Annotated in this window: 12 protein-coding genes; 8 read left to right on the forward strand and 4 right to left on the reverse strand. The window is 63.8% G+C overall.

Annotation, left to right across the window (positions count from 1 at the left end; genetic code table 11):
* The 5 genes from ACYPXD_RS00500 (at position 1) to ACYPXD_RS00520 (ending at position 5,110) form a co-directional block, all read left to right on the forward strand.
* Positions 1-1,302 carry an ATP-binding protein gene (locus tag ACYPXD_RS00500; RefSeq protein WP_459706222.1) on the forward strand — a complete coding sequence of 434 codons (1,302 nt, stop codon included), beginning with the start codon at positions 1-3 and terminating at the stop codon, positions 1,300-1,302.
* 113 nt (positions 1,303-1,415) lie between these two features.
* Positions 1,416-2,933 (forward strand): DegQ family serine endoprotease, encoded by a 1,518-nt coding sequence (locus ACYPXD_RS00505; RefSeq protein WP_459706225.1) that lies wholly within the window; start codon positions 1,416-1,418, stop codon positions 2,931-2,933.
* A gap of 195 nt (positions 2,934-3,128) precedes the next feature.
* Complete coding sequence (locus ACYPXD_RS00510) at positions 3,129-3,608, forward strand: carboxypeptidase regulatory-like domain-containing protein (protein ID WP_459706418.1); 480 nt, start codon at positions 3,129-3,131, stop codon at positions 3,606-3,608.
* Positions 3,609-3,890: 282 nt separating this feature from the next.
* Positions 3,891-4,343, forward strand: a complete 453-nt coding sequence (locus ACYPXD_RS00515) for a DUF427 domain-containing protein (RefSeq protein ID WP_459706227.1) — start codon at positions 3,891-3,893, stop codon at positions 4,341-4,343.
* 32 nt (positions 4,344-4,375) lie between these two features.
* A complete protein-coding gene (locus ACYPXD_RS00520) occupies positions 4,376-5,110 on the forward strand; it encodes a CoxG family protein (protein ID WP_459706229.1) in 735 nt (244 codons plus the stop codon).
* Between the two features lie 18 nt (positions 5,111-5,128).
* Here ACYPXD_RS00520 and ACYPXD_RS00525 read toward each other — a convergent pair whose 3' ends face one another.
* Positions 5,129-5,791, reverse strand: a complete 663-nt coding sequence (locus ACYPXD_RS00525; protein ID WP_459706232.1) for a TetR family transcriptional regulator — start codon at positions 5,789-5,791, stop codon at positions 5,129-5,131.
* 520 nt (positions 5,792-6,311) lie between these two features.
* On the opposite strand from ACYPXD_RS00525, the gene ACYPXD_RS00530 reads away from it, so the two are divergent.
* Genes ACYPXD_RS00530 through ACYPXD_RS00540 form a run of 3 tightly spaced genes read left to right on the forward strand, consistent with a single transcriptional unit; the run spans position 6,312 to position 12,310 of the window.
* Positions 6,312-7,529, forward strand: a complete 1,218-nt coding sequence (locus ACYPXD_RS00530; RefSeq protein ID WP_459706234.1) for an efflux RND transporter periplasmic adaptor subunit — start codon at positions 6,312-6,314, stop codon at positions 7,527-7,529.
* A gap of 31 nt (positions 7,530-7,560) precedes the next feature.
* On the forward strand, positions 7,561-10,788 hold the full coding sequence (locus ACYPXD_RS00535) for an efflux RND transporter permease subunit (protein WP_459706236.1): 3,228 nt from the start codon (positions 7,561-7,563) through the stop codon (positions 10,786-10,788).
* A gap of 1 nt (position 10,789) precedes the next feature.
* Complete coding sequence (locus ACYPXD_RS00540; RefSeq protein ID WP_459706238.1) at positions 10,790-12,310, forward strand: efflux transporter outer membrane subunit; 1,521 nt, start codon at positions 10,790-10,792, stop codon at positions 12,308-12,310.
* 262 nt (positions 12,311-12,572) lie between these two features.
* Here the strand turns inward: ACYPXD_RS00540 and ACYPXD_RS00545 are convergent, their stop codons facing one another.
* The 3 genes from ACYPXD_RS00545 to ACYPXD_RS00555 all read right to left on the reverse strand — a co-directional run.
* Positions 12,573-13,163, reverse strand: coding sequence for a hypothetical protein (locus ACYPXD_RS00545; RefSeq protein ID WP_459706240.1), 591 nt, complete (start codon positions 13,161-13,163; stop codon positions 12,573-12,575).
* Positions 13,164-13,278: 115 nt separating this feature from the next.
* Positions 13,279-14,688 (reverse strand): nucleobase:cation symporter-2 family protein, encoded by a 1,410-nt coding sequence (locus ACYPXD_RS00550; protein ID WP_459706243.1) that lies wholly within the window; start codon positions 14,686-14,688, stop codon positions 13,279-13,281.
* 414 nt (positions 14,689-15,102) lie between these two features.
* On the reverse strand, positions 15,103-15,388 hold a 286-nt coding region (locus ACYPXD_RS00555; RefSeq protein WP_459706245.1), incomplete at its 5' end, for an enoyl-CoA hydratase-related protein.

The following is a 15,388-nucleotide window of genomic DNA, read 5'->3' on the forward strand; positions in this document are numbered from 1 at the left end:
ATGCGTTCGATTCGCCGTCAATTGCTGTTCTGGCTGCTTGCAATCGTGCTGCTCGGCGTCGGTATCGCGGGCTGGCTCATTTACCGCCAGGCTCTCGCCGAAGCGAACGAACTGTTCGATTATCAATTGCAGGAAATCGCGGCGGCGCTGCCCGCCGAACCGTTCTCGCAAATTCTGAGTTCGCGCGATACCGGCGACGAAGGCATCGTGCTGCAAATCTGGAATCGCAATGGCGTGCTGATGTATTACTCGCATCCGCGCGCGCCGCTCGCGCCGCGCGCCGAGCTCGGCTTCTCGACCGAGCGCACCGAGCGCGGCGACTGGCGTGTCTATGGCGCGATCGTCGGCGACAACGTCGTGCAGCTCGCGCAGCCGCTGTCGGTGCGCAACCGGCTCGCGGCAAACGTCGCGCTGCGCACGCTATGGCCGCTGATCGTGCTGCTGCCGCTGCTCGGCGTCGCCGTGTGGGGCGTCGTCGGCCGTGGGCTCGCGCCGCTGCGCCGCGTGACCGGCGCGCTCGACACGCGTCACCCGGAAGCGCTCGATCCGTTGCCCGACTCGCGTTTGCCGCTCGAAGTGCGGCCGCTCGTGCGCGCGTTGAACGGCCTGCTCGAACGGCTTGCCGCGGCGCTCGATACGCAGAAGGCGTTCGTCGCCGATGCCGCGCACGAATTGCGCACGCCGCTGGCCGCGGTGCAGATTCAGGCGCAGCTCGTCGCGCGCGCGCACGACGATGCCACGCGCAGCGAAGCGCTCGCCGATCTGCAAGCGGGTGTCACGCGTGCGACGCGTCTTGCCGAACAACTGCTCGCGCTCGCGCGCGCGGAGCCGGATGGACGCGAAGCCGCGAACCCTGTCGATCTCGACGCGCTATTGCACGATTGCGTCATGGCTTACACGCCGCTTGCCGGCAAGCGCGGCGTCGATCTCGGCATCGAGCGCAGCGAGACCGCGCTTGTGCGCGGCGACCCCGAAGCGCTGCGCGTGCTCTTCAACAACCTGATCGACAACGCAACGAAATACACACCGAGCGGCGGCCGCGTCGATGTCTGCGTGTTGATGAAAGACGGACATCCGGTCGTCAAGATCGGCGACAGCGGGCCGGGCATTCCGGTTGAAGAACGCTCGCGCGTCTTCGACCGCTTTTATCGCGTCGGCGAAGGCGCGAATCGCGCGCGCACCGACATCGCGGGCAGCGGCCTGGGGCTCGCGATCGTGCGGCGCATCGCGCTTCAGCACGACGCGGTCGTCACACTCGGCGACTCGAAAGCGGGCGGGCTGCTCGTCACGGTGATGTTCTAAAAACACCTTGTTTTATGGCGATTTTCCGAAACAGTCTGTTTAAGATTGTTTTAAGCGACGCCGCTTACTCTGCGACACATCGAGAAATCATTCTCCCGTCTGGAGTAAGAACGATGAACGTCAAAGTCCTGTCCCGTAGTGCCGTTGCCGTGGCTGTCGCGGTTGCGCTGTCCGCGGGCTATGTGGCCGGGCGCCGCAATCTGCCGGCGCCTGAGGTCATTCAGCCGGCCCAGGCCGCCGCGATGATGCCGGCCGAAGCGGCCGCCAAAACCGGCATTCCCGATTTCTCCGGCCTCGTCGAAACGTACGGGCCGGCGGTGGTCAACATCAGCGCGAAGCATGTCGTGAAGCGCACCGCATTGCGCAGCGGCGGCGGCGGCGCGAATAACCAGTTGCCGATCGACCCGAGCGATCCCTTCTACCAGTTCTACAAGCATTTCTTCGGCAATGTGCCGGGCATGCAAGGCCCCGGCGGCGACGATGGCGGCGACTCGCCCGATACGCCGAGCGCGAGCCTCGGTTCGGGCTTTATCATCAGCAGCGATGGCTACATCCTGACCAACGCGCACGTGGTCGACGGCGCGAACGTGGTGACCGTGAAGCTGACCGACAAGCGCGAATATCACGCGAAGGTCGTCGGCGCGGACAAGCAGTCGGACGTCGCGGTGCTGAAGATCGACGCGAAGGATCTGCCGACCGTGAAGATCGGCGACCCGCGCGCCAGCAAGGTCGGCCAGTGGGTGGTGGCGATCGGCTCGCCGTACGGCTTCGAGAACACGGTGACCTCGGGCATCATCAGCGCGAAATCGCGCTCGCTGCCGAACGAGAATTACACGCCGTTCATCCAGACCGACGTGCCGGTGAACCCGGGTAACTCGGGCGGTCCGCTCTTCAACCTGCAAGGCGAAGTGATCGGCATCAACTCGATGATCTACTCGCAGACGGGCGGCTTCCAGGGCCTTTCGTTCGCCATCCCGATCAACGAGGCGATGAAGGTCAAGGACGACCTCGTGAAGACCGGCCACGTGAGCCGCGGTCGGCTCGGTGTCGCGGTGCAGGGCATGAACCAGACGCTCGCCGATTCGTTCGGCCTGAAGCAGCCGCAAGGCGCGCTCGTCAGCTCGGTCGACAAGGACGGTCCGGCAGCGAAGGCCGGCCTGCAGCCCGGCGACGTGATCACCGCGGTCAACGGCACGCCGGTTACCGACTCGGCGGATCTGCCGGCGCAGATCGCGAACCTGAAGCCGGGCACGTCGGCGGACGTGACGGTGTGGCGCGACAAGGCGTCGAAGGACGTCAAGGTGACGATCGGCTCGCTGTCGGATACGAAGGTCGCTTCGAACGATGAGTCGTCGTCGCAGGTGCAAGGGCGGCTCGGCGTCGCGGTGCGTCCGCTCACGCCGCAGGAACAGAGCGGGGCGTCGGTCTCGCACGGCCTGCTGGTCCAGCAGGCGGGCGGCGCGGCGGCCAGCGCCGGTATCCAGCCCGGCGACGTGATTCTCGCGGTGAACGGCCGTCCGGTGTCGAACGTCGACCAGCTGAAGCAGGCAGTATCGCAAGCCGGTAACAGCCTGGCGCTGCTGATCCAGCGCGACAACGCGCAGATCTTCGTACCGGTCGACCTCGGTTGATCGATCGAGGGGGTGTCGGCGGGGGCGCCGCGGCCGGGCACGTCGTTCCACCGCGTGCCCGGCAACCCGCCGATCGGTAAAAAGGGGCGGCAAGCGGGTATGTCACTTGCTGCTCTGGTTAGATTTCCACCGTTCGGGGAAGCCCGAAAAAGGAGCTGACCAATGAAGAATTCTCCGCGCCATTTTCACGGTCCTATGGCCGCAGTCGCATCGGTAATTGCCGCGACGGCCTTATCGTGGGGGTTTGCGTCGAGCGCATTCGCGCAAAACGCAAGCGGTGTCACCGGCGGCACCACGACCGACAACACGAGCGCCGGCAATGTCAACGGTGGCGGCCTGCCGCAGATCCAGCAGCAAGGCGACGTGTCGTACACCTCGGGCGGCGTCGGCCTCGACGAATCGCATGCGCTGCGGGCGGCCGAACATAGCTGGCCGCTATCGCTGCGCTTTACCGGCCCGGGTTCCGACTATCTGGCCGACGTCCGCGTGAAGATTACCGACGCGCATAGCGGCGACGTACTCGATACGACCTCGCGCGGTCCGTATATGCTCGTCAAATTGCGCCCGGGGCGTTATACGGTGCAGGCGTCGTATAAAGACGACGCGCAAACCAGGACCGTCACCGTGCCGGCCAAGGGCACCGCCAAGGCTGCCTTTTACTGGCGAACCCAGTAAGCAGGGACTGCGGCGTTTGCGCGACTGTCAGGCGCCGATCGGCGGTTGAAACCGGGATGCAAGCACGGATGCAAGCGTGCTGAAGCGAATTGTTGCTAGTGTGCGGGAACGCGCGCAACCGGCGACGGTTTGATCGATAATTGAGCCACGGGCCTTTCGTCCGTGGCTTTTCGTTTTGAAAGCGTACATGGCGTGAAAGGCAGCGGGTTTGCTGCAACTGCATGAGTTGCTGCGTCGCGCCACAGCGGCGCGCGGCATCAGATTCAAACCGGAGCGTGTGACATGAGCGGTGTTCCGACCAACGGCGGCCAGGGCCGCGACGCCTCGCAGCAGCGTGGCGCCGCGCGCAGTGACGCGGCCGGTGAGCCGGTGCCGCAAGGCGCGCAATGCGGGCATCTGGTCGGCATCTCGCGCAATCCGCACCGGGTTCGGGTGATCCATCAAGGCGTCACCTTTGCCGACACCCAGGCTGCATTGACGGTCGCCGAAACCGGCGCGCCCGACACCTTCTACTTCCCGCGCGCCGACGTCAACATGGCGCGCCTCGAACGTTCGAACCACACGTCCCGATGTCCGCACAAAGGTGACGCATCGTATTTTCATTTGCGCACTGAGGACGGAATCGTGGAAAACGCCGCATGGAGTTATGAGGCCCCGATCGACGGAGCCGGAGAAATCAAAGGCTATCTGGCGTTTTACGCGTCGCGCGTCGACCGCATCGATCAGACATCCTGATCCCGCGGTGGCGAGCTTATCGGGAGGCGGCCATGGAACTAACGAACGCGCTCAGAATTCCGCTTGCACAGTCTGAAGTCTGGGACGCGATGCAGGATCTCGCGTTGTTGCGCGCGAGTCTCGACAACTGCGAGTCGTTCACGCGCCTCGCGGGGGGCGAATACGCGCTGACGCTGACCGTGCCGCTTGGGCCATTGCGGGCGCATTACGAAGTGCGCGCTCACGTTGCGAGCGATAACGGCACCGCAGCCGACAAGCCGCACCGTACGCTGAACTTCAAGGCACGCGCGGGTGGCGTCGGCTCGCTGCGCGGCCAGATCGATGTCGCGTTGCGCGCGGACGACGACGCGTCCGACAAGGCGCCGAGCACGCGGATCGACTACGCGGTCTGGGCGACCTCGACGGGGCCGCTCGCCGAACTGCCGGCGCGCCAGATCGAAAATGCGCTGCACGAACTCGCCGACGATTTCTTCACCGAGTTCTGCGCGGTCGTGCAGGCGAAGCACGGGCAAGGCCCGAACCAGTCGCGCGGCACGCAGCCGCGGCGCCAGCATGTGTTCCTGCGGCCGATCAGCCTTGCCGGCGTCGCGCGCCGCGCGCGGCACGATCATGGCGGCGCGCTGACTGGCCGCGCGATGCATTCGACCTTTGCGGCGCGTGCACATCACGATCACACGCCGCATGCCGTGCCGCACTGGGCGTGGGCCGCAATGATTTTCTTCGTCGCGCTGCTGCTGTACGTGGCGCGCTGGTTCAGCGGCGGCTAGGCGCGCCCGCGCCGCTCGTCATGCCTGCGCCGCCGGCGTTTCGCCGGGGCCGATTCTCAACGTGGGGCTGTATCGCAGCATGTCGATCACGGCCTCGACCATTACCCGCGCGTGCTTGCCGAAGTCGACCGAGCACGGCAGGAACAGCATGTCGCGCAGCGCGCCGCTCACGAACGAATGCAGGATCGACGCGGCTCGCGTCGTATTGAGGTCCGCCGGCAGCTGTCCCTTCGACACCGCGTTGCGCAACCCGCCCTGGATGTTCGCCATCCCCTCGCGCATATCGTTCTGATGGCGCGCCATGACCGGCCCCATCTCTTCGACGAACTCGCACTTCAGAAACAGGATGTCGAACACGCGGCGCTGCCGCGGATCGAGCGCGGTGTTGCGCAGCACCGTAGTGAGGATATCGACGAGCTTGCCGAGCGGATCCGGTTCCTGCGGATCGAGCGACGCCGCTTTCAACTCGTCGAGCGGCATCAGCACGCGATCGAACATCGCGGTGAAGAGATCGCCTTTGTTATCGAAATGCCAGTAGATCGCGCCGCGCGTGACGCCCGCGGCCTGTGCGATATCTGACAGCGAAGTGCGAGAAACCCCCTTCTCGAAGAACACCTGTTCGGCCGCATCGAGAATGCGGCTTCGCGTCTCCAGTGCTTCTTCCTTGGTTCGTCGGACCATTCTTCAGACCTGCCTGTATTGCTGGATTTCCCTGAGGTTTTTAAACGTCGATGATAAAGATCATCTCGTGTAGTCGTTCTCATGGGAATTGCTTTTGCGTGGATACGCATCGGTACTTAACGAATAAACTTTTACGTGCATTCGTGAACGTATCTATAATAGCACCCTAAACGATCGGATGACCCCTCTCACCCGGCCGGTTAATTTCCGTCACCGAAGCTTTCAATAACCTTCACGTCGCCTGTCGGACGGGGCAAGTTGACGATGCAAGGTGCGGCATTTTCCCGGGCTGGCGCAATTCGAAGAGTGGTGCTCCCGCAGCAAGCGCATCCATGGGCTTCCGGTCGCGGGCGTCGCAAGACGTCCGTGCGCGTCGTTGCCGTTGCCGCCATTGCGATCCCGCGCCGTCCGATCCTGGCTGATCCTCGCGATCCCGTTCGATCCTGCGTCGTGATCCTGTCGTCGTCCCCTGGTGGCGGTGCGCACTTTTTTCTTCTCAGTCTCTGACAGAGGTCGCTCCATGCGCGTCAAACGGGTAACTATCCGCTGGGCTTCGTTCAGCCTGCTTCCTGCTGCGGCGCTTGCCGTGCTGCTGGCGGCCTGCGGACCAAAACAATCAGCTCCACCGCCGCAAGATCCCGAAGTGGGCATCGTGACCGTCCAGCCGACGCCGGTGCCCGTGGTCACCGAACTGCCGGGCCGCACGAGCGCGTACCTCGTCGCGCAGGTGCGCGCGCGGGTTGACGGCATCGTGCTGCGGCGCGAGTTTGTCGAAGGCAGCGAAGTCAAGGCCGGTCAACGGCTGTACAAGATCGACCCGGCGCCGTACATCGCGGCGCTGAACAATGCGAAGGCCGCGCTCGCGAAGGCGCAGGCGAATCTCGCCACGACCACCGCGCAGGCGAACCGCTACAAGGTGCTGGTCGCCGCGAACGCGGTCAGCAAGCAGGACTACGACAACGCGATCGCCTCGGAAGGCCAGGCGGCGGCGGATGTCGCCGCGGGCAAGGCGTCGGTCGATACCGCGCAGATCAACCTCGGCTATACGGACGTCGTGTCGCCGGTCACGGGCCGCGTCGGCATCTCGCAGGTCACGCCCGGCGCGTACGTGCAGGCAAGCCAGGCCACGCTGATGTCGACGGTCCAGCAGCTCGACCCGATGTACGTCGATCTCACGCAGTCGAGCCTGCAGGGGCTCAAGCTGCGCCGCGACATCCAGAGCGGCCGTCTGAAGACCACCGGCCCGAACGCGGCCAAGGTCACGCTGATTCTCGAAGACGGCCGTCCGTACGGCGAAACCGGCAAGCTGCAGTTCACCGACGTGACCGTCGACCAGACCACCGGCTCGGTCACGATTCGCGCGATCTTCGACAACAAGGATCGCGTGCTGCTGCCGGGCATGTTCGTGCGCGCGCGCATTCAGGAAGGCGTCAACGACGCCGCGCTGCTCGTGCCGCAAGTCGGCGTCACGCATGACCAGAAGGGCCAGGCCACCGCGCTGATTGTCGACAAGGACAACAAGGTCGAACTGCGCACGCTCGTCACGTCGGGCATTTACGGCGCGAGCTGGGTCGTCGAAGACGGCTTGCAGCCGGGCGACCGCGTGATCGTGCAGGGCGTCGACAAGGTGCATCCGGGCAACAAGGTCAGGACCGTCGCCGCGCAGCTTCCCGCCACCCCCGCTTCCGGCGCGGCCGCACAAGCCGCGTCGGGCGCCTCCGCGGCATCGGGCGCGTAACTCGGGCACGTAATAACAGGGAGCCTGTTACATGGCAAAGTTTTTTATCGATCGCCCGATCTTTGCATGGGTGATCGCGATCGTGCTGATGCTGGCCGGGCTTGCGTCGATTTTCACGCTGCCCGTCGCGCAGTACCCGACCATCGCGCCGCCGTCCATCCAGATCAGCGCGACGTATCCGGGCGCATCGGCGAAGACGGTGGAAAACACGGTCACGCAGGTCATCGAGCAGCAGATGAGCGGTCTGGACCACCTGCTGTATCTGTCGTCCACCTCCGATGACTCCGGCACCGCGACGATCACGCTGACCTTCGCGGCCGGCACGAATCCGGACATCGCGCAGGTGCAGGTGCAGAACAAGCTGCAGCTGGCTACGCCGCTTCTGCCGCAGGTCGTGCAGCAGCTCGGCACGAAGGTGACGAAGTCGAGCAGCAGCTTCCTGCTCGTGCTCGCGTTCGTGTCGCAAGACGGCAGCATGAGCAAGTACGACCTGGCGAACTACGTCGCGTCGCACATCCAGGATCCGGTCAGCCGGATCGACGGCGTCGGCACGGTCACGCTGTTCGGCACGCAATACGCCATGCGCATCTGGCTCGACGCGAACAAGCTGACGAACTACAGCCTGACGCCGGTCGACGTGCAGGCGGCGATCGTCGCGCAGAACGTGCAGGTCGCGGGCGGATCGCTCGGCGGCACGCCGTCGGTGCCGGGGCAACTGCTGCAGGCCACCATCACCGAAGCATCGCTGCTCACCACGCCGGAGCAGTTCGGCAACATCCTGCTGAAGGTGAATCAGGACGGCTCGCAGGTGCGTCTGAAGGACGTCGCGCGCATCGATCTCGGCGGTGAGAATTACAACACCGACACGAAGTACAACGGCGCGCCGACGGCCGGCTTCGGTATCCAGCTCGCGACGGGCGCAAACGCGCTGCAGACCGCGAAGCTCGTGCGCCAGAAGATCGACCAGCTCGCGCCGTACTTCCCGCACGGCCTCGTCGTGAAGTACCCGTACGACACGACGCCGTTCGTGCGGCTGTCGATCGAGGAAGTGGTGAAGACGCTGCTCGAGGGCATCGTGCTCGTGTTCCTCGTGATGTATCTGTTCCTGCAGAACCTGCGCGCGACGCTGATTCCGACCATCGCGGTGCCGGTCGTGCTGCTCGGTACATTCGCGATCATGAGCGTGGTCGGTTTCTCGATCAACGTGCTGTCGATGTTCGGTCTCGTGCTCGCCATCGGCCTGCTGGTGGACGATGCGATCGTGGTGGTCGAGAACGTCGAACGCGTGATGAGCGAAGAAGGGCTCTCGCCACGCGACGCAACGCGCAAGGCGATGGACCAGATCACCGGCGCGCTGATCGGCGTGGCATTGGTGCTCTCCGCGGTGTTCGTGCCGGTCGCGTTCTCGGGCGGGTCGGTCGGCGCGATCTACCGGCAGTTCTCGTTGACCATCGTCGCGGCGATGGTGCTGTCCGTGCTCGTCGCGCTGATTCTGACGCCGGCGCTGTGCGCAACGATCCTGAAGCCGATTCCGCAGGGCCATCACGAGGAGAAGAAAGGCTTTTTCGGCTGGTTCAACCGCACCTTCGACAAGAGCCGCGACCGGTATCACCAGGGCGTGCACCATGTGATCAAGCGCTCGAGCCGCTGGCTCATCATCTATCTCGTGGTGATCGTCGCGGTCGGGATGCTGTTTGTGCGGCTGCCGAAGTCGTTCCTGCCCGATGAAGACCAGGGCACGATGTTCGTGCTCGTGCAGACGCCGGTCGGCTCGACGCAGGAAACCACGGGCCGCGCGCTGAAGGACATTTCCGACTATCTGCTCAACGACGAAAAGAGCATCGTCGAATCGACCTTCACGGTGAACGGCTTCAGCTTCGCGGGCCGCGGCCAGAACTCGGGTCTCGTGTTCGTGCGGATGAAGGACTACGCGCAGCGTCAGCATTCCGACCAGAAAGTGCAGGCGCTGGTAGGTCGTCTGTTCCAGCATTTCTCGACGTACAAGACGGCCACGGTGTTCCCGGTCAATCCGCCTTCGATTCCTGAACTCGGTACGGCGGCGGGCTTCGACTTCGAACTGCTCGATCGCGCGGGCGTCGGCCACGACGTGCTGATGCAGGCGCGCAACCAGCTGCTCGGCATGGCCGCGAAAGACCCGACGCTGGCGCAGGTGCGTCCGAACGGCCTGAACGACACGCCGCAGTTCAAGGTGACGATCGATCAGGAAAAGGCGGCCGCGCTCGGCGTGCAGCTTGCGTCGATCGACCAGTCGTTCTCGATCGCGTGGGCCTCGGCCTACGTGAACAACTTCCTCGATTCGGACAGCCGGATCAAGAAGGTGTATCTGCAGGCCGACGCACCGTTCCGCATGACACCGGAAAACCTGAACGACTGGTACGTGCGCAACTCGTCGGGTGGAATGGTGCCGTTCTCGGCATTCACCACCGGCAAGTGGATGTACGGTTCGCCGAAGCTCGAGCGCTACAACGGTATTTCGTCGATCGAAATCCAGGGGCAGGCGGCGCCGGGCAAGAGTACGGGTCAGGCGATGGCGGCGATGGAAGCGCTTGCGAAGAAGCTGCCCGCGGGCGTCGGCTACGACTGGACCGGTCTGTCGTTCCAGGAAATCCAGTCCGGTTCGCAGGCGCCGATCCTGTACGGCATCTCGATTCTCGTCGTGTTCCTGTGTCTTGCGGCGCTGTACGAGAGCTGGTCGATTCCGTTCTCGGTGATCATGGTCGTGCCGCTCGGCGTGCTCGGCGCGCTGCTTGCCGCGACGCTGCGCGGTCTCGAGAACGACGTGTTCTTCCAGGTGGGCCTGCTCACGACAGTGGGCCTGTCGGCGAAGAACGCGATTCTGATCGTCGAGTTCGCGCGTGAGTTGCAGCAAGGGCAGGGCATGGGCCCGATCGAGGCCGCGCTCGAAGCCGCGCGTCTGCGGTTGCGGCCGATCCTGATGACGTCGCTTGCGTTCATTCTCGGCGTGCTGCCGCTTGCGATCAGTAACGGCGCGGGTTCGGCGAGCCAGCACGCCATCGGCACCGGTGTGATCGGCGGCATGCTGACCGCGACGTTCCTCGCAATCTTCATGATCCCCATGTTCTTCGTCGTGATCCGCGGCAGTTTCAGCGGTGAGAAGGAAGATCCGGACGAGGCGCTCGCGCATTACAACGAGCACCATCCTCATGATCCGTCGGGCGGCGCTCCGTCGGGCGGCGGTGCTGACAACGGCGGCGGTTCGGGCAAGGAAGGACACTAAGATGCTCAAACATTCTTTGATCGCAGCATCGGTGGCGCTCTTCGCCGCCGGCTGCACGATGGCGCCGAAGTACGAGCGTCCGGCAGCGCCGGTGTCGACGACGTTCCCGCAGGGCGGCGTCTACGCGACACAGCCGGCGCCTACCTCGGCCGAGCGCTCCGCGCACGGCGCGGCGGCGACCGATATCGGCTGGCGCGACTTCTTCGTCGACGAGCGGCTCAAACAGTTGATCGAAATCGCGCTGAAGAACAACCGCGATCTGCGCGTGTCGGTGCTGAACATCCAGGCGTCGCGCGCGCAGTATCAGATCACGCGCGCGGAGCTGTTCCCGGCTATCGAAGCCGCGGCGTCCCAGTCGAAATCGCGGACGCCGAAGAATCTGTCGTTCGCCGGCAATACGATCTCCAACGAGTATTCGGTCGGGCTCAACGCATCGTGGGAGATCGACTTCTTCGGGCGCATCCAGAGCCTGAAGGATCAGGCGCTCGCGCAATATCTTGCGACCGCGCAGGCGCGCAAGGCCGCGGAGATCGCGCTGGTGTCGTCGGTGGCGGACCAGTACGTGTCGATGCTCGGCTTCGACGAGGCGTTGAAGGTCACGCAGAATACGCTGCGCACCGCGCAGGATTCGTACAACATCACGAAGCTGCAGTACGAAACCGGCACCGGTTCCGAGCTCGATCTGCGTCAGGCTGAAACTGTCGTCGAACAGGCGCGCGCGAACATGCAGACCGAAGCGCGTGCGCGCGCGCAGGCTGAGAACGCGCTCGTGCTACTGGTCGGCGAACCGCTGCCGGCCGATCTGCCGCAAGGCCGCACGCTCGACGATCAAAACCTGCTAACCGACATTCCGGCGGGCTTGCCGTCCGATCTGCTGACGCGTCGTCCCGACATCATGGAAGCGGAGCAGAATCTGCTCGCGGCGAACGCGAACATCGGCGCCGCGCGTGCCGCGTTCTTCCCGCGCGTCTCGCTGACCGGCAACTTCGGCACGCTGAGTCCGACGCTCGGTGGTCTCTTCAAGGCTGGTTCGGCGGCATGGGGTTTCGCACCGCAGATCACGGTGCCGATCTTCGAGGGCGGTGCGAACATCGCGAACCTCGATCTCGCGCACGTGCAGAAGAACATCCAGATCGCGCAGTACGAGAAGGCGATCCAGACCGCGTTCCGCGAAGTCGCCGACGGACTCGCGGCGCGCGGCACGTTCGATCAGCAGATTGCCGCGCTTGAGCGCGACACGTTTGCGGAACAACGGCGGCTCGATCTGTCGGATCTGCGCTATCGGAACGGGGTGGACAGCTATCTGTCGGTGCTGACTGCGCAGACCGATCTGTATCAGGTGCAACTGCTGCTCACCGACGCGCGCGTGCAGCGTCTCTCGAACCTGATCGATCTTTATCAGGCACTGGGCGGTGGATGGATCGAACGGGCCGGCGAAACGCCGCGGCCGGCCGATGCGCCTGTCGATTACGGCGATGCGCCGGCTGCGCCTGCTGCGGCATCGTCGGCTGCAGCTAGCTGATGGAACAGCCGCAATGGCCGATCGGCTGGGTTGACGAGGGGCCGCGGTAAGGATAAGATTTGCGTTTGAAAACTACGTACAAGCGAGTGCGAAAAACGTAGCGCCGCCCGGGTAACCGGGTCCCATCATGGAGTGGGAGTTCTGCCGAAAGGTGGATAGAGAGTCTCGCATACGACGGCCACCGAAAGGTGGCCGTTGGTTTTTCCGGGGCTGTATTCAAGTTCCGCGTCGTCGGTTTGCTTCGGTAAGGCGCACTGTCTTTCTACGCTCGAATCTTCTTGCCCAGATACGTTGCACGCAGCAGCGTCGCGAAGCCGATCCTTTTCGCGCTGGTTTGGCGCTTCGTAAGTCCGTCATCGAGGAGGTAGGCAGATTGAATGCGCAGAACCATTCTTTGCTTGCGGCTCTTGTCCTTGCGCACCTCGAAGAATATGGCGTATAGCGAAGTGGTGCCGTCGGTGTTGACGCCTTCCACCGTGACGAAATTCGGTTGCCGGTCGTTCGCCAATACGATGCGACGTGACGGCATGGTCGTCACGACATCTCTTAAGAAGCGTCGCGATAATTCGTATCTCTGAGGATCGAGCACGCGTTGCTCTCTGCCATCATCGTAGATTTCACGCGCGGGTATCAGGCCTTGCGGGCGCTTGTCCCAACGAAGGCTGTGCGTAAAGCAATGGCATGAGAACAGCACAAGCACGGTAATGTCTGTGCCGAGCCCCAGATCGGTTTTGAACGTGAATGAGTCGAGGTGACGCAGGTCCCAGCGAATGCCACGCAACGAAATGTCGCCAAAGCGATGCGTGTGTTCGGGTGGGTCATCGATGGCGACCTGCAGTGCGTTTTGCGACATTTGACGGAATGGAAGGGCGAGCCGTCCATTCTATGAATGTCACCTGTTCGCCACCATTCGGCCGAATGGCCAGGGTGCGGTTCAATGCCCGCATGCGTGGGCACGCTGCTCGTCGCTAGTCGGCAACCCGCATCATCGCGTCGCCCGCGGTCGCGTCTCGCGCGTCGGTATTCGCTTCGAAGTCGTGCTCCGCGCGGCGCAAATCGCGCGCGGCCGCGCGTTCGCTTTTGACGCCATTGAAGATCAGATTCAGTACGACCGCCGACACCGATGCGAGCAGGATGCCGCTGTGAAGCAGCGGCGACAGCGCCGACGGCAGCTTTGCGAAGAAATGCGGCGACACGACGGGCACGAGTCCGAGCCCGATGCTGACGGCGACGATAAACAGGTTGTGATGGTTCTTGGTCAAGTCGACCTTCGATAGCACCTTGATGCCGTTTGCCGCGACCATCCCGAACATCACAATGCCGGCGCCGCCGAGCACAAAAGCCGGCACCGACGCGACAAGCTGGGCCATCTTCGGAAAAAGGCCGAGCAGGACGAGCATCACACCGCCCATCGCGCATACATAGCGGCTCTTCACACCGGTCACGCCAATCAGCCCGACGTTCTGCGAGAACGACGTGTGCGGAAACGAGTTGAAGATGCCGCCGATCAGCGTGCCCAGTCCATCGACGCGTAATCCGCGCACAAGCGTCTTCTGATCGACGGGCCGCTCGACCATGTCGCCGACCGCGAGAAACATGCCGGTCGATTCGATAAACGTGACGAACATCACGGTCACCATGGTCGCGATCGACAGCGGGTCGAAGTGCGGCAAGCCGAAGTGGAACGGCATGACGAAGCCGACCCACGGCGCGTTCGTCACGCCTTCCATATTGACGCGGCCAAGCAGCGCCGCGATCGCAAAGCCCGCGACGATGCCGAGCAACACCGAGATGTTCGCGATAAAGCCCTTGCCGAATTTGTTGATGAGCAGAATCAGCATCAGTACCGCAAGCGAGAGTCCGAGATAGACGGGATTGCCGTAGTCCGGATTGCCGACGCCGCCCGCAGCCCAGTTGATGCCGACTTCCATCAGCGACAAGCCGATCACCGAAATCACGACGCCGACGACCACCGGCGGGAAAAAGCGCAACAGCTTGCCGATCGCGGGCGCGAGCAGAATGCCGATCACGCCGGCCGCGATCGTCGAGCCGAAGATGTCGAGAATGCCGAGGTTCGGGTTCGTGCCGATCGCGATCATCGGGCTCACGGCGGCGAATGTGCAGCCCATGATGACGGGCAGGCGGATGCCGAAAATCCATAGGCCGAGCGTCTGGATCAGCGTTGCGATGCCGCACGAGAACAGATCGGCGCTGATCAGGAACGCGATCTGGTCTTTGGGCAGCTTCAGCGCGCTGCCGACGATCAGCGGCACCGCGACTGCGCCCGCATACATGACGAGTACGTGCTGGACGCCGAGCGTCAGCAGCCGTCCCGCGGGCAGCCGCTCGTCGCACGGGTGGACCGTGTTTGCGTGCATTGTCTCTCTCCATACCGGTTTAGGAATATTCCTAACGGTATGCGCGCCGAAAAAGTGCAACAAGTCCGCTGACGGCTATGTCGGGGTTCGCGCCGTTGATATGGATCGGGCGGGGTCCGTGGGCGATGCGTGCATGCACGTGGTGCACCGCGATCCGCGTATGATCCGGGGACGTATCGGAGTCGACATGGTCTGTATTTGCCGCTTCGCATGATGCGGCTTCGGTGGATCGACGCAAACGCCATGCGCAGCGCGTCGAGCCCCTGTCCGATCGATGCCGTGAAACAGCGCGATCCTGTCGCAGTCGCTCATCCCGTCGTGCTCATGTCATCGCGCTTATTGACCGCGCTTATTGACCGCGCGTATTGACCGCGCGTATTGACCGCGCGTATTGACCGCGCGTATTCGCCGCGCCTATTCGCCGCGAAATCTCGGCGCGCGCTTTTCCGCAAACGCGGCACGTCCTTCGCGAAAGTCATCACTCTGCGCGGCCTCATCGAGCAGCCGTTCGACGACACCGTCACGCAGCGCGCCGTTACCGGACGCGAGCGCGTCGAGTATCGTCTTCGCGCCGGAGATGGTGAGCGGCGCGCTTGCCTTGAGCCGCTGTGCAAACGCAAGCGCCGTGGCGAGCGCATCGTCGGTGATTTCGTCGATAAAGCCGATGCGCAGCGCGCGCTGCGCATCGAACGTCTCGGCC

The organism is Paraburkholderia sp. 2C, assembly GCF_054589215.1.